The sequence below is a fragment of the Cupriavidus sp. D39 genome, assembly GCF_026627925.1.
GTDB lineage: Bacteria > Pseudomonadota > Gammaproteobacteria > Burkholderiales > Burkholderiaceae > Cupriavidus > Cupriavidus ulmosensis.
Map to the genome: position 1 here is coordinate 2734679 of NZ_JAPNLE010000009.1, position 22718 is coordinate 2757396.

General features: G+C 64.9%; 17 protein-coding genes and 4 pseudogenes. 8 read left to right on the plus strand and 13 right to left on the minus strand.

Annotation, left to right across the window (positions count from 1 at the left end):
• Positions 1 to 130 precede the first annotated feature (130 nt).
• Together secD and secF are read left to right on the plus strand one after the other, a co-directional pair.
• Positions 131 to 2002, plus strand: a complete 1872-nt coding sequence (gene secD, locus OMK73_RS24875) for a protein translocase subunit SecD (RefSeq protein ID WP_267604374.1) — start codon at positions 131 to 133, stop codon at positions 2000 to 2002.
• 89 nt (positions 2003 to 2091) lie between these two features.
• Positions 2092 to 3063 (plus strand): protein translocase subunit SecF, encoded by a 972-nt coding sequence (gene secF / locus OMK73_RS24880; protein ID WP_267604376.1) that lies wholly within the window; start codon positions 2092 to 2094, stop codon positions 3061 to 3063.
• Between the two features lie 95 nt (positions 3064 to 3158).
• On the opposite strand, the gene OMK73_RS24885 is transcribed toward secF, so the two are convergent.
• The 8 genes and pseudogenes from OMK73_RS24885 to purB all read right to left on the minus strand — a co-directional run bounded on the left by OMK73_RS24885 (position 3159) and on the right by purB (position 12065).
• Positions 3159 to 4166, minus strand: a complete 1008-nt coding sequence (locus OMK73_RS24885) for a response regulator (protein ID WP_267604377.1) — start codon at positions 4164 to 4166, stop codon at positions 3159 to 3161.
• A pseudogene (locus OMK73_RS24890) lies at positions 4163 to 5295 on the minus strand (ATP-binding protein). Before OMK73_RS24890 ends, OMK73_RS24885 begins: the two are co-directional and overlap by 4 nt.
• 7 nt (positions 5296 to 5302) lie before the next feature.
• A pseudogene (locus tag OMK73_RS24895) lies at positions 5303 to 6633 on the minus strand (sensor histidine kinase).
• 22 nt (positions 6634 to 6655) lie between these two features.
• Positions 6656 to 8046 (minus strand): annotated as a pseudogene (locus tag OMK73_RS24900) (class I SAM-dependent methyltransferase).
• 503 nt (positions 8047 to 8549) lie between these two features.
• A complete protein-coding gene (locus OMK73_RS24905; protein WP_267604378.1) occupies positions 8550 to 9131 on the minus strand; it encodes a YceI family protein in 582 nt (193 codons plus the stop codon).
• 67 nt (positions 9132 to 9198) lie between these two features.
• Positions 9199 to 9771: a YceI family protein gene (locus OMK73_RS24910; RefSeq protein ID WP_267604380.1), complete on the minus strand. Its 573-nt coding sequence runs from the start codon at positions 9769 to 9771 to the stop codon at positions 9199 to 9201.
• A gap of 73 nt (positions 9772 to 9844) precedes the next feature.
• A complete protein-coding gene (locus OMK73_RS24915) occupies positions 9845 to 10435 on the minus strand; it encodes a cytochrome b (RefSeq protein WP_267604381.1) in 591 nt (196 codons plus the stop codon).
• Positions 10436 to 10688: 253 nt separating this feature from the next.
• Positions 10689 to 12065, minus strand: a complete 1377-nt coding sequence (purB, locus tag OMK73_RS24920) for an adenylosuccinate lyase (RefSeq protein ID WP_267604382.1) — start codon at positions 12063 to 12065, stop codon at positions 10689 to 10691.
• 450 nt (positions 12066 to 12515) lie between these two features.
• Between purB and OMK73_RS24925 the strand changes: the two genes are divergently transcribed.
• Positions 12516 to 13130: a glutathione S-transferase family protein gene (locus OMK73_RS24925; protein ID WP_267604384.1), complete on the plus strand. Its 615-nt coding sequence runs from the start codon at positions 12516 to 12518 to the stop codon at positions 13128 to 13130.
• 94 nt (positions 13131 to 13224) lie between these two features.
• On the opposite strand, the gene mnmA is transcribed toward OMK73_RS24925, so the two are convergent.
• The 5 genes from mnmA to OMK73_RS24950 form a co-directional block, all read right to left on the minus strand.
• On the minus strand, positions 13225 to 14331 hold the full coding sequence (mnmA, locus tag OMK73_RS24930; protein ID WP_267604385.1) for a tRNA 2-thiouridine(34) synthase MnmA: 1107 nt from the start codon (positions 14329 to 14331) through the stop codon (positions 13225 to 13227).
• Complete coding sequence (locus OMK73_RS24935) at positions 14328 to 14831, minus strand: NUDIX hydrolase (RefSeq protein WP_267604386.1); 504 nt, start codon at positions 14829 to 14831, stop codon at positions 14328 to 14330. The genes mnmA and OMK73_RS24935 overlap by 4 nt, the downstream gene beginning before the upstream one ends.
• 78 nt (positions 14832 to 14909) lie before the next feature.
• The gene (dapA, locus tag OMK73_RS24940; protein WP_267604387.1) at positions 14910 to 15839 is read right to left on the minus strand and encodes a 4-hydroxy-tetrahydrodipicolinate synthase; all 930 of its coding nucleotides are present in this window, start codon (positions 15837 to 15839) and stop codon (positions 14910 to 14912) included.
• Positions 15826 to 16236 (minus strand): hypothetical protein, encoded by a 411-nt coding sequence (locus OMK73_RS24945; protein WP_267604388.1) that lies wholly within the window; start codon positions 16234 to 16236, stop codon positions 15826 to 15828. Before OMK73_RS24945 ends, dapA begins: the two co-directional genes overlap by 14 nt.
• 126 nt (positions 16237 to 16362) lie before the next feature.
• Positions 16363 to 17163 carry a TorF family putative porin gene (locus OMK73_RS24950; RefSeq protein WP_267604389.1) on the minus strand — a complete coding sequence of 267 codons (801 nt, stop codon included), beginning with the start codon at positions 17161 to 17163 and terminating at the stop codon, positions 16363 to 16365.
• Between the two features lie 540 nt (positions 17164 to 17703).
• On the opposite strand from OMK73_RS24950, the gene OMK73_RS24955 reads away from it, so the two are divergent.
• The 5 genes and pseudogenes from OMK73_RS24955 (at position 17704) to OMK73_RS24975 (ending at position 22689) form a co-directional block, all read left to right on the plus strand.
• Positions 17704 to 18825 (plus strand): Re/Si-specific NAD(P)(+) transhydrogenase subunit alpha, encoded by a 1122-nt coding sequence (locus tag OMK73_RS24955; RefSeq protein ID WP_267604390.1) that lies wholly within the window; start codon positions 17704 to 17706, stop codon positions 18823 to 18825.
• A 206-nt stretch (positions 18826 to 19031) separates the two neighbouring features.
• The gene (gene panD / locus OMK73_RS24960) at positions 19032 to 19394 is read left to right on the plus strand and encodes an aspartate 1-decarboxylase (RefSeq protein ID WP_006157598.1); all 363 of its coding nucleotides are present in this window, start codon (positions 19032 to 19034) and stop codon (positions 19392 to 19394) included.
• A 164-nt stretch (positions 19395 to 19558) separates the two neighbouring features.
• Positions 19559 to 19891, plus strand: a complete 333-nt coding sequence (locus tag OMK73_RS24965; protein WP_267604392.1) for an NAD(P) transhydrogenase subunit alpha — start codon at positions 19559 to 19561, stop codon at positions 19889 to 19891.
• Positions 19888 to 21347, plus strand: a pseudogene (locus tag OMK73_RS24970) (NAD(P)(+) transhydrogenase (Re/Si-specific) subunit beta). The gene OMK73_RS24965 and the pseudogene OMK73_RS24970 overlap by 4 nt, the downstream one beginning before the upstream one ends.
• A gap of 295 nt (positions 21348 to 21642) precedes the next feature.
• Positions 21643 to 22689, plus strand: coding sequence for a response regulator (locus OMK73_RS24975; RefSeq protein ID WP_267604393.1), 1047 nt, complete (start codon positions 21643 to 21645; stop codon positions 22687 to 22689).
• Positions 22690 to 22718: the final 29 nt, after the last annotated feature.

Consider the following 22718-nt stretch of genomic DNA (forward strand, 5'->3'; position numbering starts at 1 on the left):
CCCTGCAGCCGCCTGATCCAGCCCGGGTTATCCGTGGATGCCAGGCGGCTGTTTGCCAACCGGTGCGGTGGTGCCAACTGCCCGCTGACGGTCTCGTCGGCGCCGCCAACCGAAGAACGACTGGCCAAAGATGAATCGCTATCCGCTTTGGAAATACCTCGTGATCCTGGTGGCTCTCGCCATCGGCATCACCTATACGCTGCCGAACTTCTTCGGCGAGGCGCCTGCCGTGCAGGTCTCCTCCGCCAAGGTCACGGTCAAGGTCGACCTGGCCATGCAAAAGCAGATCGAGCAGATCCTGGCGCAGAACAACCTGCAGCCCGATGGCATGTTCTTCGACCTGAACGGCCAGTCCGGCTCGGTCAAGGCGCGCTTCAAGACGCCCGACGAGCAGCTCAAGGCCAAGGACGTGCTGACCCGCGCGCTCAACCCCGACCCCAATGACGCCACCTACGTGGTCGCGCTGAACCTGCTGTCGGGCTCGCCGCGCTGGCTCACCGCCATGCACGCGCTGCCGATGTACCTGGGGCTGGACTTGCGCGGTGGCGTGCACTTCCTGCTGCAAGTGGACATGAAGGGCGCGGTCGACAAGAAGCTCGACAGCCTGGCCGGCGACGCCCGCACCCTGCTGCGCGACAAGGGCATCCGACATGGCGGCATCGACCGCGACGGCGAACGCCTGACGGTGCGCTTCAACAATGCCGACGACGCCACCAAGGCGCGCGGCATCCTGGCCGACAACCTGCGCGAGCTGGCGTTCACCCCGGATGGCAACAACATCTCCGGCGTGTTCACCGACGCGGCCCGCAAGGCGGTGCAGGATGCGGCGGTCAAGCAGAACATCACCACCCTGCACAACCGGGTCAATGAGCTCGGCGTGGCCGAGCCGGTGATCCAGCAGCAAGGCGCCGACCGCATCGTGGTGCAGCTGCCCGGCGTGCAGGACACCGCCAAGGCCAAGGACATCATCGGCCGCACCGCCACGCTGGAAGCCCGCCTGGCCGACCCCGACGCGCCGCGCAACCCGCGCCCGGGCGACCCGATCCCCTTCGGCAGCGAGCTGTTCACGCAAGGTAACGGTGCCCCGGTGGTGCTCAAGAAGCAGGTGATCTTCACCGGCGACCGCATCGAAAGCGCCTCGGCCGGCTTCGACCACAACCAGCGCCCCTCGGTCAACATCAAGCTCGACGCCCAGGGCGGCCGCGTGCTGCGCGACGTCTCGCGCGAGAACATCGGCAAGCCGATGGGCATCGTGCTGTTCGAGAAGGGCAAGGGCGAAGTGCTGACGGTGGCAACGATCCAGTCCGAACTGGGTTCCAGCTTCCAGATCACCGGCTCGTACTCCACCGAAGCCGCCAACGACCTGGCACTGCTGCTGCGCGCCGGCTCGCTGGCCGCGCCGATGGAAATCATCGAAGAGCGCACCATCGGCCCATCGCTGGGCGCGGACAACATCAAGAAGGGCTTTGACTCGGTAGCCTACGGCTTCGCCGCCATCGCCGTCTTCATGATGCTGTACTACATGCTGTTCGGCGTGTTCTCGGTGGCCGCGCTGGCCGTCAACCTGCTGCTGCTGGTGGCGGTGCTGTCGATGCTGCAGGCCACGCTGACGCTGCCCGGCATCGCCGCTATCGCGCTGGTGCTCGGCATGGCCATCGACGCCAACGTGCTGATCAACGAGCGGATCCGCGAGGAATTGCGCGCGGGCGCTTCGCCGCAGATGGCAATCGCCGTCGGCTTTGACCGCGCCTGGGCCACCATCCTGGACTCCAACGTGACCACGCTGATCGCGGGCCTGGCGCTGCTGGCCTTCGGCTCCGGCCCGGTGCGCGGCTTTGCCGTGGTGCACTGCCTGGGCATCATGACCTCGATGTTCTCGGCGGTGTTCTTCAACCGCGGCCTGGTCAACCTCTGGTACGGCCGCAAGAAGAAGCTGCAAAGCGTGGCGATCGGGCAGATCTGGAAGCCGGGCTCGGATAGCCAGGGCACCATCGCCAAGTAAGCATCATGGGTGTCCGCGCGCAGGACGCGCACGGACATCCAACCAGCATAGAACGGCAGCAGGCGCTGCCGTACAAAACAGGATTCAACATGGAATTCTTCCGCATCCGGCGCGACATTCCGTTCATGAAGCACGCGTTGATCTTCAACGTGATTTCCTTCCTGACGTTTGCCGCCGCCGTATTCTTCCTCGCGCACAAGGGCCTGCACCTGTCGATCGAGTTCACCGGCGGCACGGTGATGGAGGTCAACTACCAGCAGACGGCCGATCTCGAACGCATCCGCGGCCAGGTCGGCAAACTCGGCTACTCCGACGTGCAGGTGCAGAACTTCGGCACCTCGCGCGACGTGATGATCCGCCTGCCGCTGCAAAAGGGCCCGGACGGCAAGCCCGTCACCTCGGCCCAGCAGAGCGAGCAGGTCATGGGCGCGCTGCAGGCCGCCACGCCTGACGTCAAGCTCCAGCGCGTCGAGTTCGTCGGCCCGCAGGTGGGCAAGGAACTGGCCACCGACGGCCTGCTGGCGCTGCTGTGCGTGGTGGCCGGCATCGTGATCTACCTGTCGTTCCGCTTCGAGTGGAAGTTCGCGGTCGCCGGCATCATCGCCAACCTGCACGACGTGGTGATCATCCTGGGCTTCTTCGCCTTCTTCCAGTGGGAATTCTCGCTGTCGGTGCTGGCGGCGATCCTGGCGGTGCTGGGCTACTCGGTCAACGAATCGGTGGTGATTTTCGACCGGATCCGCGAGAATTTCCGCAAGTTCCGCAAGATGACCACGCACGAGATCATCGACAATGCGATCACCAGCACCATCTCGCGGACCATCATCACCCACGGCTCGACCCAAATGATGGTGCTGTCGATGTTCTTCTTCGGCGGCCCCACCCTGCACTACTTCGCACTGGCGCTGACCGTCGGCATCTTGTTCGGTATCTACTCCTCGGTGTTCGTCGCCGCGGCGCTGGCCATGTGGCTGGGCGTCAAGCGCGAGGACCTGGTCAAGGGCGAGAAGAAGCCAGGCGACGTCGACCGCGACGACCCGAACTTCGGCGCGCAGGCCTGACGGGCACGCCGCGGACAGTTCCAAAGGCAACAAAAAGGGCACCTTAGGGTGCCCTTTTTTATGCCGTTGCTACTCGGAACTGGCTCGGAACTCGCTCAGAACTGCTCGATCCACACCGCCAGGCGATCCGCGGCAAACTCCGCGGTGCGATCGGTGGGGCGGTAGACAATGGAGTCGCCCTCGCGCACGGCCTTGAGCGCGCCGCCGTTTTCATCCAGCCACAGCAGCCCGGCCAGCCAGGTGGCATGTTGCGCGGACACGTCCTTGTCCACGGGTTCGCCCAGGTACTCGGCAAGCGCGGCGCCCTGGATCCACACCAGGGCATCGCCATCGCGGCGCACGTTGGCCGCGCCTTCCGTTGCGGCGAGCGTCTCGGCCAGTGCCGCCACCGCATCGCCGGCGCCACGGCCGGCGAGCTGCGTGCGCAGCGCGGCGAGCTTTGCCGCCACCGCGTGGCCAAAGGTGCCGCTGCGGCGGCTTTCCGCCGCCACCAGGTCAGCATAGTCCATCAGCAGCCAGTCCGGCTCCGGATTCTGCACGCCGACCAGCGCGGCCGAGGCCAGGTAGGTATCCACCGGCTGGAAGCGCTCCGGGCCGATCAGGCTGGCCGACAGCGTGCGGATCATGCCGATGCGCGCGGCAATGGTCTGGCGCTGCAGCACGCTCAGCTTCTCGCGCAGCAACTGGTCGCGCTCCTTGCGCAGGCCGGCCATCTCGAGCGCCTGCTTAAGCTCCATGCGCAGCGAAGTGATGTCCCACGGCTTCTTGATGTAGCGATGGATCTGGCCCTCGTTGACGGCCGCGACGGTATGCTCGATCTCCGAGTAGGCGGTGGTCAGGATCCGCACGATATGCGGATAGCGCTCGCGCGCATAGCGCAGCAGCTCATTGCCGTACTCGCCCGGCATCCGCTGGTCGGAGACCAGGACCGCAAGGCTGTCCGCGTGCGCATCCAGCAGCGCCTTGCCCTCTTCGACCGAGCCAGCGGTCACGACCGGCGCCAGGGCTCCGATGGCACGCTGGAAATACTTGACGGCCGTCGCCTCGTCATCGACGAACAGAATCGCCGGTGATGGTGCCTGCGTGGCATTCGGTTCGTTCATCGATCACTCCTATGCATTCGACTCTTGGTATTGGGGAAATCCAGCGTCACTGTGGTACCCGCTCCGGACGTAGACTCGATCCGGATGCCGCCACCGAAAGACTGCATGACGCGGTTGCAAAAATCATGCCCAGTCCGTTGCCGCCGGTACTCGCGTGGGTGGTGACCGGATCCACCAGAAGGCGCCCCATCACCTCTGGTGGTATGCCCGGCCCGTTGTCGCAGATGCGGATCGCGGCATCGGGCTCGGCCGCCACCACGAAGCGCAGCGAAGGCGAGTCGACGCCATCGAGCGCCCGCAGCGCATTGGACAACAACGACGACAGCACCAGCGCCACGCAATTGGGCAGCGTGCGCACGGCAAAGTCGTCATGCATTTCTATCTTGACCCACTCGCGCTGCGGCCCGGCGAACGGGTAGGTATCGAGCAGCGCGGCAATCAGGCCGCCGGCGGTCACTTCCCGGCTGGCGCCCGCTTGCGTGCTCGGCCGGCTGCCGCTGCTGCGCACCGATTGGAGGAACGACGAAATCACGGCCAGGCAATACTGCGCGTTGTCATGCATCGACGTGGCCGCCTGGCCGATCTCGCTCTGGCGCTGCGGATTGTATTCCGCCGCGATACGGCTTTCGATACCCCGCGCAAAATTTGCAATCGCAGCCAGCGGCGTGTTCAGTTCATGCGCCAGGAAGGCCAGCGTCTCGTCGATCGCCATCAGGCGCTGATGGCGGATCGAGCGTTCGCGATAGCGCTCGGCGGCCAGCCGCAGCGCTTCGCGCACCTGGCCCAGCTCGATGGGCTTCTCCAGGATGCGGAACACTTCGCCGGTGTTGACCGTCTGCAACAGCATGTCCTTGTCCGCGTAGGCGGTCACCAGGATGCGCACGATTTGCGGGTACTCGAGCGCCACCTGGCGCAGCAGGTCGCCGCCATCGCGGCCCGGCATGCGGAAATCGGTCACCAGCACGGCGATGCGCGCGTTCTCCCGGCGCAGGATGCGGACCGCTTCGTCGGCGCCGCTGGCGACCAGCACTTCGTACTCCATGCCGACCGCGCGGGCGAAGTACTTGCATGCCATTTCCTCGTCATCGACGTAGAGCACGGTAAGCCGTGGTTGGCGGGCGTCGCTCATGGCATTCTCAGTCGGCTCGGGGCAGATCGAAGCTGAACGAGGCCCACTTGCCCAGTTCGCTCTCGGCAAACAGCACGCCGCCGTGACGCTCGATCACCGCGTAGCTGATCGACAGGCCAAGGCCCAGGCCCTGGCCGACTTCACGCGTGGTGAAGAACGGCTCGAACACGCGCGCCAGGTGCTCTTGCGCAATGCCCGGCCCGTTGTCCTTGACGGTCACATGCAAGCGGCGCTCAACCCACTTCACGGTGGTATGGATGGCCGGGCCCTGCGAGCCGGCCTTGCGCATGGCCAGCGCGGCATTGGAGAACAGGTTGATCAGCACGCCGATCACCGCGGCTTCGTCGCCCAGCACCAGCGTATCGGTCGGCAGCTCGCGCGTGACGGCCACCCCGCGCAGCTCATGCGCGGTCAGCCGGATCGAGGAATCCAGCGCCTTCTCGAACAGGAATGGCGTGCCCTCCGCTTCAGCGCCGGGCTTGCGATAGGCGAAGGTCTTCAGGTCCGACACGATATGCTGGATGCGTTGCATCCCTGCTTGGCGTCGACCAGGCACTCCTGCAGCATCGGTTCGTTCTTGGCCACCGGCTCTTCCAGCGCGACTTCGATCGCCATCAGGCAGAAGTTGACCGGGTTGTTGACCTCGTGCAGCAGGCCCGCTGCCAGCGTGCCGATGGCGGCCATCTTTTCCTGCTGCAGCATCTGGCCCTTGATGTCGACCAGCTTGCGGTTGATCACTTCGAGCTCGCCGTTCTTCTCCGCCACTTCGGCCTTCAGCCGGAACAACATGAAGCGCGCCCGCTCATTGAAGAAGGTATAGACCGCGCTGGCCGCCGCGGCAAACAGCAGGAACAGTGAATTGACGATAAAGGTGCCGGCCGGCTCGATGCCGCCGGAATGCAGCACGCAGGCGAGCAGGTAGAACAGATAGGACAGTACCCCGAAGACCAGGTTCTGCCACAGGCCGAACGGCAGCGCGATGCCCGACGCGAAGATGGCGAGATTCAGCCCGACGTAATACGGCGACTCCACGCCGTCGGTATGCCAGATCATCCACGAGATCATGATCTGCGGCAGCAGCAGCCAGGACAGCGTCAGCCACGGCGCAAAGCGGCGCCCTGCCGTGCTGTACAACAGCATCACGATGCCGGCGATCAGCAGCGACACCAGCACGCGCGCCACGGCGAACGGCGCCTGCAGCTGCGGATACTGACCATAGTCCAGCCCCACGCCGAGCAGCACCAGCACGATGGCGGTATAGGCGCCGCCGCGGCTGAAGGCCAGGCGGAAATCCGCCAGCTCGGTCTGGTATCCCGCGTAAAGTTGATTGGTGCTCATGGCTGGGCCGGCTACTGGCGTTTCAGAGGATGATCGCTTCCGCGAACACATTCACCCCAGTCTGGTCGACATAGAGCTTGTGATCGCGGGATCGTTCGGGCAGCAGCATACTCATCCTGGCCTCGTCGCGATAGATCAGGTACCACTCCAGCAGGTGTTCCATGCCGAATTTCTCCGGATTGGCCGAATGGACGTTGGTTACCAGCAACTGGCCGCCCGGGCGCGTACGCGCGGCAAAATAGCTCAGCAGGCGGGAACACACCTTATCGGACAGGTAGTCGAACAACCCCGCGCAATACACCGCATCGAACTCGCGCAGCCCGGCGTCATCCGGCGCGATCTTGCGCTTGAGCAGCTCATGTACCGATTGATGCACCATTTCCACCGACACCTTGTGCCCCGCCGAGGCGGCCGAGCTCTCGATGGAGGACTTGGTGTAGGCCAGCGTCTCCTCGCTGAAGTCGACCAGCTGGAACGACAGGAACTCGGGCTGCGCATACTCGCGCACGAAGCGCTGGATCTCGAAGGCCGGGCCGCAGCCGACATTGAGTATGCGAAACGGCCTGCCCGCCGCGCGAGCGGCATCGGCCTGGCGCGACAGGAAATCGACCAGCAGGTCGATCCGGTTGCGGTGGGCAGTCGCCACGGCCGCCTTGAGGAAGGCCGTATTGACGATCTGGAAGTAGGTGGTCGGGCCCTGCTGCGGATCGCTCAGGATCTGGTTGACCATCTCATAGTCGCCCGCATAGCCCAGCGGCTTGGTGAAGGTGCGGTAGACAAAGGGGCGCGCAGCAGCAGCGGATGCAGGGCCGACTGCGCGTAGGTGCGGTGCACGGGCGCAATCTCCGCTTCCACCTGCCCGGCCTCGCCTTCGAGCCGGTCGAGGTAGGTCTTGACCTTGAGCATGATCGGCGTGGCGAGCTCGTAGAACACATCCTCGCGCAGCCGCCCCTCGGTCTTGGGCAGGTTCTCGGTCAGGTCGACCTGCTCGACCCAGCGCGAGACTTCCGAGAGAAACGCGCGCATTTCGTTGACCACGATCTGGTAATCGCGCCGGATATTGAAGCGCGCATCCCAGTCGTTGATGAACAGCTCCGCCTCGCGCCCGACCGACTTGGGCTCGTTGGGCAGATCGCTCAGCTCGCGCCATTCGTCGATCAGCGTGAGCGATACCACCGCGGTGAGGCCGGTATTCACCAGGCTCATCACCACCGCCTTGCCCAGGTAGGCGTTCTTGCTCCCCATGCGCACACTCAGCTCGCTCAGCACCTCGCTGACCTGAACGATCGAGTATGGATTGTAGATTTCCATCACCAGAGCTTTTCTCTGGAGATTGATAATTGTGCCCCGCACCTGCTCGCCCTGCGAGTTGCGGAAACTGACCACCGGATCGATTTGCGTTTGGGAGTACACGGTATTGCGCCAGAGAAAACCGAGAAACGCTGCCGGCCGCCCAGTTCAACAATGCAACATTGACTGGCCGGGTACAGCTCGTAGGGCGATGGATCGCTACGCTAGGCCAGTATCAGGGGGTACTGCTGGGATACATGTCGGTAATCGGTTGCGGGCATGGGCGTCCTCTGGTGATGGCAGGCACGCGCGCGACTACACCCTGGTAACTGTGACTAAGACTGAGACTGAGTGAGACTGAGTGAGACTGTACTGAGTAGGACTGTAACCGAATCTTAGCGGATCATTGTACTGTGGGCGCCAAGTGCGGACAACACAACCTGCGCCAAGCCGCCCGCCAAGCCGGAAACGACCGGAAACGGCAGTAAACAAAAAAGGCCGGGATTGCTCCCGGCCTTCTTCTGTTTGCTGCTTGCATGCGCGACGTTGCGGGACAAGCCCCGAGGACTCGCGATGCCTGTGTCGTCCGTCTTGGTCGGCCCCTGGCCGGCCCCGCTAGTCGACGCTTAGTCGGCCTTGACGCCTTCGACCTGGATCGCCAGCTTGACCTCGGGCTTGAAGCCCATCTTCACGCCGTAGTCGATACCGAAATCGGCACGGCTGAAGGTGCCCACCGCGTCAGCGCCACAGGCTTCGCGCTTGAGCATCGGATGCTGGATGCACTTGAACTCGCGGATCTCCAGCTTGACCGGCTTGGACACGCCGTGCAGGGTCAGCACGCCATCGACTTCGGTCGGCACATCGCCGTTGAACTTGGAGAACTTGCCCTTGTAGGTGGCTTCCGGGAAAGCTTCGACGTTGAACATGTCGGGGCCCTTCACGTGCTGGTTCAGCTTGCTGTTGCCAAAGTCGACCGAGGCGGGATCGATCTTGATGTCCACCGAGCCGGTCTTCGCAACACGATCCAGCGTCACCACGCCGCTCGACTTTTCGAACTTGCCGCGCCAGGTCGACAGGCCACCCAGGTGGTCGGCTTCGAAGCTTGGGTACGTGTGGGTGGGGTCGAGGTTGTAGGTCACCGTGTTGGCGGATGCCACGCCGACGGCGGACAGGGCCGCGACAGCGGCGAGGATGGTGCGCAATTTCATGAAAGCTCCCGGCAAAAAGTTGGGGATGAACAGCAAAGGAATGGCAGGGAAGACGGGCGCTGCGCGCTTACTTCTTAGCCAAGGTCACGATACGGAATTTGATCTGGACATCGTCGGCCACCACGGAAGTGTCCTTCCATTCGCCGTCGCCGATGTTGTACACGGTGCGCTTGATCGGCAGCACGCCTTCAAACACCTGGCCGCCCGCGTCCTGGCGATAGCTTGCCGGAATCACGACGTCCTGGGTCTTGCCCTTGATGGTGAGCTTGCCCGCCACCTCATACTTGCCGGCGGCGCCGGGCTTGATGCTGGTCGACTGGAACACCGCCTTCGGGTACTTGGCCGCATCGAACCAGTCGCGCCCCTTGACCTCCTTGGTGGTCTCGGCGTCGCCGATCTCGAAGCTGGACACGTCGATCTCGACCTTGGCCGAGGACGCTGCCAGCTTGGCGGGATCGAACGCGACCGTGGCATCGAACCTCTTGAACTTACCCTCCATCGGCACGCCGATCTGGCGTGCCGTCGCGGTGACCGAGCTCTTGGCTGCGTCGACCTGGGCCCAGGCGTAGTTGGCTGCGATGCCGGCAGTGGCCAGCGTGGCTGCCATCAGGAGCGCGCTCGGGCGGGGAATGCGTTTCATTAAAAACTCCTGTCGCTAAGAGGGCCTCGCGGCCCTCGGTCAATGGTCAATGGTCAATGGTCGGTTTGTCGGCTTACTTGAGGAACGGCAGCATGCGCGCCAGCGTGCCGTCGCGCTCGATGAACTGGTGCTTGATGGCAGCGGCCGCATGGACTACGACGATCACGGCCATCAGGTAGTTCAGCCAGATGTGGACCAGCTTGAGGATTTCCTTGAGCTCATCGTTCTTCTCGATCAGCGCGGGCAGCTGCCAGACGCCGAGGTAGACCACGGGAACCCCGGAAGCCGAGCTGTACAGGTAGCCCGTAATGGGCACCACCACGATCAGCGCGTAGAGCAGCAGGTGAGCCACGTGCGCGGCCTTGGCCTGCCAGGCCGGCGTGCCCGCGGCGGGTGCCGGCACGCGGTGGGTGGCGCGCCACAGCACGCGCAGCACGGCGAAGGCAAAGATGGTCACGCCGATCCACTTGTGCCAGGAAAACAGCTTGAGCTTGAGCATCGACAAGCCCGGGATGCTGGTCATGTACAGGCCCAGCCCAAAGGCGGCGAAGATCAGCATCGCGATGATCCAGTGCAGGCCGATCGCAGTGGCCCCATAGGCGGACGCCGACAGCGGCGCTGGGGCGGCCGCGGCGCGGGCCCTGGCTTTGGCTTGGGAATGCATGGATAAGGACCCCTGCCCTTGCGGGCGTTTCACAAACTTTTACTGAAAGGCAATAACTGCTGCTCTTTGAATTCTCGCATTATTGTGCGGCTGGCAGGTTGTGTCACTGCCTGAAATTCATGGAATCATTCAAACCATTTGAAGTGACATTTCGCCGCAGCCGGCGGGCCGCGCCAGCGCTAGCCGCCCATCAACAAAAAAACCATCCCGGGGATGGCTTTTTGGCAACGCGCCGGCCCGCAGGCCGGGAGAATCACACGCGTTCGGCGAGGCTGACGGCGCGGCCGATATAGGTGGCCGGGGTCATTTCCAGCAGCAGCTGTTTGGCGTCGTCGGGAATCGCCAGGCCGCCGATGAAGCTTTGCAGCGCCTCGCGCGAGATGCCCTTGCCGCGCGTCAGCTCCTTGAGCTGCTCGTAGGGATTGGGCACGCCAAAGCGGCGCATCACGGTCTGGACCGGCTCGGCCAGCACTTCCCAGCAGTTGTCGAGGTCTTCGTCCAGGCGCTCCGGGTTGGTTTCCAGCTTGCCCAGGCCGCGCAGGCAGGCCTCATAGGCCAGCAGGCTGTAGCCGAAGGCCACGCCCATGTTGCGCAGCACGGTGGAATCAGTCAGGTCGCGCTGCCAGCGCGACAGCGGCAGCTTCTCCGACAGGTGGCGCAGCACCGCGTTGGCCAGGCCCAGGTTGCCTTCCGAGTTCTCGAAATCGATCGGGTTGACCTTGTGCGGCATGGTCGACGAGCCGATTTCGCCGGCCTTGGTGCGCTGCTTGAAGTAGCCCAGCGAGATATAGCCCCAGATGTCGCGGTTCAGGTCGAGCAGGATGGTGTTGGCGCGGGCGATGGCGTCGAACAGCTCGGCCATGTAGTCGTGCGGCTCGATCTGGATGGTGTAGGGGTTGAAGGTCAGGCCCAGGCGCGTTTCGATCACCTGCCTGGAGAACGCTTCCCAGTCGAAGCTGGGATATGCCGACAGGTGGGCGTTGTAGTTGCCGACCGCGCCGTTCATCTTGCCCAGCAGTTCCACGCGCTGGATGCGCTCGATGGCGCGCGCCAGGCGTGCCGCCACGTTGGCCATTTCCTTGCCCAGCGTGGTCGGGCTGGCCGGCTGGCCATGGGTGCGCGAGAGCATCGGCTGGCGGGCGTTGGCGTGCGCCAGCTCCACCAGGCGCGCGTGCACGCGCTGCAGCGTCGGCTGGATCACGCCTTCGCGGGCGCCCTTGAGCATCATGCCGTGCGAGGTGTTGTTGATGTCTTCCGAGGTGCAGGCGAAATGGATGAACTCGCTCGCGGCTTCCAGCTCGGCGTTGCCCTTGACCTGTTCCTTGAGCCAGTACTCCACGGCCTTCACGTCATGGTTGGTGACCGCCTCGATCTCCTTGATGCGCGATGCGTGGGCTTCGGTGAAGTTGTCCACCAGCGCCAGCAGGGCCGCTTCCGAGGCCGGTGAGAACTTCGGCATGTCGGGCAGGCCGGCTTGCGACAGCGCGATCAGCCAGTGCACTTCCACCTTGACGCGGTTGCGCATGAAGGCAGCTTCCGAGAGCCACTCGCGCAGCGCATCGGCCTTGGAGGCGTAGCGGCCATCGATGGGAGACAGGGCGGTGAGCGGAGAGAGCGAGGAGGAAGACATGCTGGGAGACCGGAGGGATAGAGGGGTGGTTACGCAAGCGTGGCCGGGCGGGCAAATTGCGCGGGCACAATGGCCGGGCTAGGCCCTCGCGGGCCGAAGTGGCCGGTGACAAGGCCGAAACCGCTCTAAAGAGGGGAAAAGGCACAAAAACAGGTCCAATTCGCCTCAAAAAGAGACCAATTAAGCACAAAAACCGACTGACGGCACGACAGAAAGCGGGCATTTTAACATCGCGCCCCGCCTTCTGTGGACGCGTTCGCGGCGCCGGCCGCCGCGCGCGTATCGGCATCACGACACGGGAGGCTGGCGCGGCCCACGCCCGGGCACATCCCGGGCGGGGCACGGGCACTCTCGCGCTCGCCGATCCGCTAGCCTGTTATGAAGTGCATCGGGCATGCCGGCCGCGCGAGGCGCGGCCGATGCACTTCATAACAAGCTCGAGGGGAGTCCATGAAGCTGTATGCATCGCAAACCAGCCCTTACGCGCGCAAAGTGCGCGTAGTGATGGCGGAAAAGAAGATCGATTACCAGATGGTCGAGGTTGACGTGTGGTCGCCGGACACCACCATCTCCCAGTTCAACCCGCTGGGCAAGGTACCGTGCCTGGTCATGGAAGACGGCGGCGCGATTTTCGATTCGCGCGTGATCGTCGAGTACGTCGACACGCTGACGCCGGTCAGCCGGATGATCCCGCAGGCCGGGCGCGAACGCCTCGAGGTCCGTTGCTGGGAAGCGCTGGCCGACGGCCTGCTCGACGCCGCCCTGCTGGCGCGCCTGGAACACACGCAGCGCGAGCCGGAACAGCGCAGCGAGCGTTGGGTCAAGCGCCAGCTCGGCAAGATCGACGCGGCCGTGGCCGCCATCGCCGACGGCCTGGCCGACCGGCCCTGGTGCTCGGGCAACCATTACTCGCTGGCCGACGTGGCCGTGGGCTGCGCGTTGTCGTACCTCGACTTCCGCTTCCCGGACATCGCCTGGCGTGAGCGCCACCCGCGCCTCGCGGTGTACCAGGATAAGCTGGCCAAGCGCCAGTCGTTTATCGACACGGAACCGCCGCGCGCCTGAGCCTTGCCTGCAACTCTTTCTGCGCCTCTTCCTGCGCGAACATGAAAAACCGGCCATCGAGCCGGTTTTTTCATGCCATCGCACTATCCACGCATCACCGGATGATACCGCCACCCAGGCAGACATCGCCGTCGTACAGCACCGCGGACTGGCCCGGCGTGACGGCCCACTGCGCCTGCGCAAAGGTCAGTTGCAGGGCATCGTCGCCCGCTGCCGTCACCGCGCAGGACGCATCGCTCTGGCGGTAGCGCGTCTTGGCCGACAGCGTGGTGCCCACCGCCGGGCCGGCGCCCGCCACCCACGACAGGTCGGCAGCGTCGAGCGTGGACGTCAGCAGCCACGGATGCTCATGGCCCTGCACCACATACAGCGTGTTGCTGGCCATGTCCTTGCGCGCCACATACCAGGCGTCGCCATTGCCCGCGCGGCTGCCGCCCAGGCCGATACCCTTGCGTTGCCCCAGCGTGTAGAACGCCAGGCCGATGTGCTGGCCGACTTCCTTGCCGTCCGGCGTCTTCATCGGTCCCGGCTTGGTCGGCAGGTAGCGATTGAGGAAATCGCGGAAGGGCCGCTCGCCGATAAAGCAGATGCCGGTGGAATCCTTCTTCTTGGCATTGGGCAGGCCGATCTCGGCAGCGATCTCGCGCACGCGCGTCTTGGGCATCTCGCCCAGCGGGAACAGCGTGCGCGACAACTGCGCCTGGTTCAGGCGGTGCAGGAAATAGCTCTGGTCCTTGGTATGGTCGAACGCCTTGAGCAGCTCGAAGCGGCCGGTGCCGGTGCCGGCGCCCGCGTGCGCCCCCGCTTCGCGCACGCGCGCGTAGTGGCCGGTGGCGATGGTGTCCGCGCCCAGCGACATGGCGTGGTCCAGGAAGGCCTTGAACTTGATCTCGGCATTGCACAGCACGTCGGGGTTGGGCGTGCGGCCCGCCGAGTATTCGCGCAGGAAATCCGCAAAGACGCGGTCCTTGTACTCGGCGGCGAAATTGACCGCTTCCACGTCGACGCCGATCAGGTCGGCCACCGAGACCACGTCCAGCCAGTCCTGCCGGGTCGAGCAATACTCGCTATCGTCGTCGTCTTCCCAGTTCTTCATGAACAGGCCGATCACCTCATAGCCTTGCTGCTTGAGCAGCCAAGCGGTCACCGACGAATCCACGCCGCCCGACATGCCCACCACCACGCGCTTGCCCTGGCTCATGACAGCGCTCCGCCGCCTACCACGGAGGGATGGGTGTAGAGCGCATCGAGCGCGAAGCGCTTGCCCGCCAGGTAGTCCTCGATGCAGGCCAGCAGCAGGGGCGTGCGATGGCGCTCGGGGCAGGCGCGGATTTCGTCAGCGCTCATCCACACGGTGCGCACGATGCCCACATCGAGCTGGCGCCCGGCATCGAGCGAGCCCAGCTCGCCGGTAAAGGCAAAGCGCACGTAAGTGATGTCGCCGCCCGGCCGCGTCGCGGTGCCGGCCGAGTGCGAGCGGGCGGTATAGCAGCCCAGCAGCGCGCGCGGCTCGAACGTGTGCGCGGTTTCTTCCATCGTTTCGCGGATGACGGCGTGGATCAGGCTCTCGCCCGGGTCGAGATGGCCAGCAGGCTGGTTCAGCCGCAGGCCGTCGGGGGTTTCTTCTTCCACCAGCAGGAAGCGGCCGCCGCGTTCGATAACCGCGGCGACAGTGACGCTGGCCTTCCAGTCGTGTGACATGATGCACAAATTTTAGGCAATCCGGCATTCTACCGGTTGCCGCCCTTTCGCGCATCCGACGCCCCGCGCGCGCCAACGCTAGGCCGGCAGCAAAGTGCTCTCCACGTCCTCCACCGCCGGCAACGAAGCGATCACCTGATCCAGCCGTTCGCGCAGCGCGCGGCTGGCCGGCGCCAGTGGCCGCCTGACCTCGGAACCCGCCAGCCCGCACAATGCCAGGGCGGTCTTGACCGGGGCCGGATTGGGCTCGGAGAACAGCAGCGAGATGAGCGGCGCCAGGCTCGCGAACAGCGCACGCGCCGCGGCTACACGGCCCTGCGCCACCAGTTGCAGCAGCCGCACGAACAGATCCGGGCGGATATGCGCGCAAGCCGGCACCACGCCGTCGCCACCCGCCAGCAGGTGATCCAGCATGGCCGCGTCCTCGCCGCAGAAGACCGCGAGCCGATCATTGCCGGCGAGCTCGCGCAGCCCGGCCGCGTCGCACTCCTTGACCGCGACGATGCGCGGATGGGCCGCCAGCTGCTGCACCAAGGCCGGTGACATATTGCAGCCGGTGCGCTTGGGCACGTTGTAGAGCATCAGCGGGCGCCAGGTGGCATCCGCCACGCGCTCGACATGCCAGGCAATGCCCTCGTCGCCGGGGCGCAGGTAATACGGCGGCGGCACAAGGTAGCCCGCCAGGTCGAAGCGGTCCAGCCGGCGCACCTGCTCGCAGACCACGCGGGTATCCACGCCGCCGACGCCGGCCAGCACCGGCAGCGCGCCGTCCACCGCCTCCAGCACCGCGGCGGTGAACATCAGCCGCTCATCCGGCGTGAGCAGCCCGCCCTCCCCGGTTGTGCCCAGGATGACCAGCCCATCCACGCCGCTGGCCACATAGTGCGCGGCCAGGCGCTGCGCGCAGGCCAGGTCCGGCTCCCCGCCCTGCATCGGCGTCACCAGCGGCAGCCACAACGTCGCACGGCCGCCTTCGCGCAAGCCCGCCATCGTATTAGTGCGCGGCATGGTCTTGTCCGAGCATGGTGGTGACGCCGAACTCGGCGGCCGGCAAGGCCATCATGATGGCGTGCATGGCAGCGTCGCGGCCGCCGCGCTCGACTTCCACATGCAGCGTGGTCTCGCCATGGCGGTGGTCCACCTCGACCACGTAGATGCGCGCCAGTTGCCCGATCGCGCGGTGCAGCGACTGGCGCAGCGCAAAGACCTGGCCCGACGCCACCGCCAGGCGCAGGCGGATCCAGCTGTGCGCGGTGTCCGCGCCAGGCGCGGGCACTGTGGCCTGCGCGGCTTCGATGCCGGAAGCATCGAGGCGCGCGGTGCGGGATTCGGTGCGGGATTCGGTGCGGGAAAGACGGCGGCGCGGCACGGAGGCAAAGGCCACGGCAAGGCTCGACTGTCGCATTTGAGCGGGACCCGCGCTGGGCGGGTCGTCTGTTGGAGATGCAACCATGCTATGCATGGCCGCCTCAAGTTGATGCAGTTATCAAAGCCGCCGCCATCAAAATGTCATCAAGATGGCGCGGCATGCTCAGAACGTCTTGGTGAGCGACGCGAAGGCGGCGGCCTTGCCGATATAACGGCCGGGCACATTGGTGTAGACCGACTTGTTGGCATTGGTGTCGATGTAGGCGATCGCCAGCGCAAAGCCCTTGCCCAGGTCCTTGGTCAGCCCCAGCTTCCAGTCCGTGTACGAGGCGTCCGTGACATTCCTTACCTTCTGGTAGCCCACATGCGCATTGAGCGTCAGGTCCCAGATATTGAGCGGCACATTGGCCGACAGGTCCACGTAGTAGCTGTTCTTGCTGTCATTGAAGCCGAACAGGTTGGTCACTGCGTGCGAGTACTTCAGGAACACCGGGCCATAGCCGATGCCGCCATACAGCTCCGTCGTGTACGGGCGTGTGTAGCCTGCCGGATAGTCGCCGGGGTAGTAGTACTCCAGCACGCCCACGTCATAGTTCCATTCGAGCCCGCCCAGCGTGAGGGTGTTCTTGAAGCCGCCGTAGAAGTCCATCTCGATCGGCGCCGACACTTTCGGATTGCTGTCGCCAAGCCAGCTGATGCTGGAGTTCCAGTTGCCCACGTAGAGGCCGCTTGCATGCGTGTAGTCGAACCCGCCCTGGATCGCCGGGCGGCGGTTGGACTGCATCAGGCCCCGGTAGCGATATTCGCTGGCCAGCGTGACGTTGGCCGTGAAGGTGTGCGGCGACGCGTCGGCTGCGGCGGCATCGGGCGCGCCCTGCGCGAAGGCGGCGGGCGCGGCGAGAAGCGTGGCGCAAGACAAGGTAGCGAGGCAGGCGTGCGAAACGTTGAAGCGAAGGGCAATCATGGATTACTTGGCAATGGGGAAAGACATCGATCGGTGGGCAGCCACCTATGAGGCGATGGCGCAAGCCACGGCGAGCGTCAGGACGACAGTGGCCGCGGCGCGACCGGAACAGTACGGGCACGCGCCTAAAATCGGTGTCAAGAAAACAGCGGCCCGCCAAGGGATGGCGTAAAAATCGTCAACGGGACTTCCTGGCACGTCGTGGCACGGCCTGGCATGCACCGGCAAGTCTTGCGAGGGGGCGATGCGGTTGCGCAAAAGCCGACCGGCCGGTCACCACATATCGTCAGATTCCTGTAAGCTGCGAAAAAATTGTGCGCTGCGTTTGGCCTGGCCGAGCGCATGGCAGACACAAGGGGCAGACACCAAAGGGCCAAAGACGTCCGCCCGCTTAGCAGATCAGCGGCATTGTCAGAATGAACCGAAGCGGTTCTGGCAGGCGCGTTGCCATGTCGTACCAGTCGTACGACAAGCTCGCGCCCCAACGCCAGAATCATTTTGACAGCGCCTCAAAGACGCCAGCAAAAGGAGAAATTGACGATGCACATCGGCATCCCGCAGGAGACGCGGGCAGGTGAGACTCGTGTCGCCGCCACCCCGGAGACGGTCAAGAAGTACGTGACCCAGGGCCATCAGGTCATCATCCAGTCGGGAGCCGGCGTACGCGCCAGCGTGCCGGACTCGGCGTATGAGGCCGTCGGCGCCACCATTGGCACCGCGGCACAAGCCTTCGGCGCGCAGTTGGTGCTCAAGGTCCGCGCCCCCATTGATGCCGAGCTCGCGCTGATGAAGCCGGGCGCCGTGCTGGTCGGCATGCTCAATCCCTTCGACGCAGAAAACAACGCCCGCATGGCCAGCGCCACGCTGACGGCCTTCGCGCTGGAAGCCGCGCCGCGCACCACGCGCGCGCAGAGCATGGATGTGCTGTCCTCGCAGGCCAATATCGCCGGCTACAAGGCCGTGCTGATCGCCGCCCACCATTACCAGCGTTTCATGCCCATGCTGATGACCGCCGCCGGCACCGTCAAGGCGGCCCGCGTGCTGATCCTCGGTGCCGGCGTGGCGGGCCTGCAGGCCATCGCCACCGCCAAGCGGCTGGGCGCGGTCATCGAAGCCTCCGACGTGCGCCCCGCCGTCAAGGAACAGATCGAATCCCTGGGCGCCAAATTCCTCGATGTGCCGTTCGTCACCGACGAAGAGCGCGAGATCGCGCAAGGCGTGGGTGGCTATGCCCGCCCGATGCCGCCCGACTGGATGCGGCGCCAGGCGGAGCTCGTGCATGAGCGCGCCAAGGCCGCCGACATCGTCATCACCACGGCGCTGATCCCGGGCCGCCAGGCGCCGGTGCTGCTCAAGGAAGAAACCGTGCAGGCCATGAAGCCCGGCTCGGTGGTGGTCGACCTGGCCGCGGCGCAGGGCGGCAACTGCCCGCTCACGGTGGCTGACGAAGTGGTGGAACGCCACGGCGTCACGCTGATCGGGCACACCAACCTGGCCAGCATGGTGGGGGCGGACGCATCGGCCCTCTATGCGCGCAATGTGCTCGACTTCCTCAAGCTCGTCATCGACAAGGACGGCCAGTTCACCTTGAACCTGGAGGACGACATCGTCGCAGCCTGCCTGATGTGCAAGGATGGCCAGGTGGTCCGCGGCGCTTCCTGAAGCGGCTCTGGGCCCATCGCGGCCCGGCCGTTTTAGAATGGCGCCAGGCGGTTCCGGCCAGGCATGCGGTCTAGCGCCGCTGCCGGCATGCGCCGGCACGGCCGGCCAACGCCCAGGCACCGGAATCATTCCAGGTGGCCCATCGGGACGCAAGCCCAAGGGCCCGCATACAAGCTCATCCAGCATCAACCAAGGACGTATCACCCATGCAACGCATCATGCTCCGCGCCAAGCTCCATCGTGTCACCGTGACGCAGGCGGACCTCAACTACGAGGGCTCATGCGGCATCGACGAGAATCTGCTCGAAGCAGCCGACATGAAGGAGTTCGAGAAAATCGAGCTGTACAACGTCAACAATGGCGAGCGTTTCTCCACCTACATCATCAAGGGCGTGCGCGGCAGCGGCGAGATCTCGCTCAACGGGGCAGCCGCACGGCGCGCGCACCTGGGTGACCATCTCATCATCTGCACCTATGCGCCGATGAGCGACGAGGAGATCGCCACCTACAAGCCGAAGATCATCCTGGTGGACGACAACAACGCCATCAAGGAAATCAAGAAGGTGTAAGCGGATCCAGCCACCCGCGCCGGCAGCCAGCGCCGGCGCGGGTGGCACAGAGACAGCAAGCAGCAGGCGGCATCGATGCAGCAGGCGCCCGCGGGCGCCTGGCCAGGCAAAAGAACACGGGACAACCGCGCAGCGAAGGCATTCAAGCAACGGAGGAGAAGTCGATGGAACTGGTGAACCACACGGTGATCAACCTGATCATCTTCGTGCTAGCGATCTACGTGGGTTACCACGTGGTCTGGACGGTGACGCCCGCGCTGCACACCCCGCTGATGGCCGTGACCAATGCGATCTCGGCCATCATCATCGTCGGCGCCATGCTGGCTGCCGGCCTGACCGAGGGCACCGTGGGCCGCACCATGGGCACGCTGGCGGTGGCGCTCGCCGCGGTCAACGTGTTCGGTGGCTTCCTGGTGACACAGCGCATGCTGGAGATGTTCAAGAAAAAGGAACCCAAGGCCAAGGCCGGCAAGGGTCATGAGGAGGGCGCCAAGTGAGCATGAACCTCGTCACCCTGCTCTACCTGCTCGCCTCGGTGTGTTTTATCCAGGCGTTGAAGGGCCTGTCCCATCCTAGCTCCGCGCGGCGCGGCAATGCCTTCGGCATGATCGGCATGGCCATCGCCGCAGTGACCACGCTGGTGCTGATCGCCAAGCTCAAGAATGAGTTCCTGGCCATCGGCGCGGGCCAGTCGTCGGTCGCCGAAGGCATGGCGCTGATCTTTGGCGCGCTGGTGGTCGGCGGCGGCATCGGCGCCTTTGTGGCGCGACGGGTCGAGATGACCAAGATGCCCGAACTGGTGGCCGCCATGCACTCGCTGATCGGTATGGCAGCGGTCTGCATCGCGGTGGCCGTGGTGGCCGAGCCGTCGGCATTCAGCATCACGCCGCCGGGTTCGCACGATATCCCGTTTGGCAACCGCATCGAACTGTTCATCGGCTGCTTTGTGGGTGCCATCACCTTCTCCGGTTCGGTGATCGCCTTCGGCAAGCTGTCGGGCAAGTACAAGTTCCGGCTGTTCCAGGGCGCACCGGTATCGTTCGCCGGGCAGCACCTGCTGAACCTGCTGCTGGCGGTGGCCATGATCGGCTTCGGCATCATCTTCTGCCTGTCGCAGGACTGGATTCCGTTCCTGCTGATGCTGGCGATCGCCTTCGTGCTGGGCGTGCTGATCATCATCCCGATCGGCGGCGCGGACATGCCGGTGGTGGTGTCGATGCTCAATTCATACTCGGGCTGGGCGGCAGCGGGCATCGGCTTCTCGCTCAACAACCCGATGCTGATCATTGCCGGCTCGCTGGTGGGATCCTCCGGTGCCATCCTCTCGTACATCATGTGCCGCGCGATGAACCGCTCGTTCTTCAACGTGCTGCTTGGCGGCTTTGGCGGCGCGCCCGCGGCGGCTGCGGCCGGCGGCCAGGCGCAGCGCAACGTGAAGTCCGGCTCGGCCGACGACGCGGCCTTCCTGATGGGCAATGCCGAGACCGTGATCATCGTGCCGGGCTACGGCCTGGCGGTGGCGCGCGCGCAGCATGCGCTCAAGGAACTCACCGAGAAGCTGGTCGAGAAGGGGTGACGGTGAAGTACGCCATCCACCCGGTGGCGGGCCGCATGCCGGGCCACATGAACGTGCTGCTGGCCGAGGCCGAGGTGCCTTACGACCAGGTCTTCGAGATGGAAGACATCAACAGCGAGTTCGGCCAGGCGGATGTGGTGCTGGTGCTAGGCGCCAACGACGTGGTGAACCCGGCCGCCAAGACCGATCCCAACTCGCCGATTGCCGGCATGCCGATCCTGGAAGCCTACAAGGCCAAGACCATCATCGTGAACAAGCGTTCGATGGCTGCCGGCTACGCGGGCCTGGACAACGAGCTGTTCTACATGGACAAGACCATGATGGTGTTCGGCGACGCCAAGAAGGTGGTGGAAGACATGGGCAAGGCGGTCGAGTAAGCACGCCGGAAGTACCGGAGATGGGCAGCCGCCCATATCCACCGCACCACGAAAAGCGCGACACTGTCGCGCTTTTTTCCATCCCGCCGCGGTCCGGTTGCGCGGGAGCGCGAGCGCGCTATACTGGTTTCCGGTCACCGGCCATGGCACGCGCCGGTCATCCAAAAGGGCCAGGTGTAGTCCAGCGCGGTGGGCCGCTCCGAACCGATCCGTCCGCTGGCCTTGCCGCGCCGGATCCCCAGCCGCGCCAAACCACCCGCCCGAAGTGTCTGCCGACACCGGAGCCGAACGCAACATGACATTCAACCCCCAGGACAGGAATCTGTCGGTCTTCCATCACCCGATCCTCACGGTGCTCGTCGACGACAGTAAATCGTTCATCGACAGCCTGGCGTTCCAGATGGATCCGTCGCGGCCGGTGGTGACCTTCACCGACCCCCGCGAAGCCCTGCAATGGATCCGCGAGACCTACACCACACGCTCGACCGGCTTCCTGCCCGTGCGGGTCACGCACGACGACCTGACCTTCCTGACCGAGCGGCGCACCGTGCAGCTCGATATCGACCGCATCTACCGGCAAATCCACGATTACAACCGCTTTGTGCAGCCCGGCGTGATCGTGGTGGATTATTCGATGCCGCAGATGAACGGGCTCGAATTCTGCCAGGCCCTGCAGGACCTGCCGTGCAAGACCATCCTGCTGACCGGCACCGCCGACGAAGGCATTGCCGTGCAGGGCTTCAACCACGGGCTGATCGATCGCTATGTGAAGAAGCACGACAGCAATATGGTGGAGCGGCTGGACCAGGAGATCGACGCGCTCCAGCAGCAGTATTTCGCCACCCTGTCGCGCACGCTGCGCGACCTGCTGACGCGCCACTCGTTTTCCTTCCTGTCGGATCCGGCGATCTGCGAGCGGGTGCGCCAGGTCACCGCGCGCTACGGCTTTGTCGAGTACTACCTCTACCCCAACCCGGCCGGCATCCTGATGCTGACGGCGCAGGGCCAGGCCACGCTGATGGTGATCGAGACGCGCGCCGGCCTGATCAACCAGGTGGAATCCGCGGAGGCTTACGATGCGCCGGCGGCCCTGATCGAGGGACTGCGCGAGGGCCGCATCGTGCCTTTCTTCTGGCCGGGCAACGGCATGTACACGCCGGCCTGCATCGACTGGGAGCAATATTGCCTGCCGGCCGAGCGCTGCGAAGGGCGTGAGGATTATTTCTACGCGCTGTTCGACCTGCCGCGCCATTTGCTGCAGGAGCCGGTGGTCAGCTTCCAGGGCTTCCTGGACGATTTTGCCCGTCACCCCGAGCGGGTCACCGGGCGCGCGCCGCGCTAAGCCGGGTAGCACGACGAGACAGGAGAGGC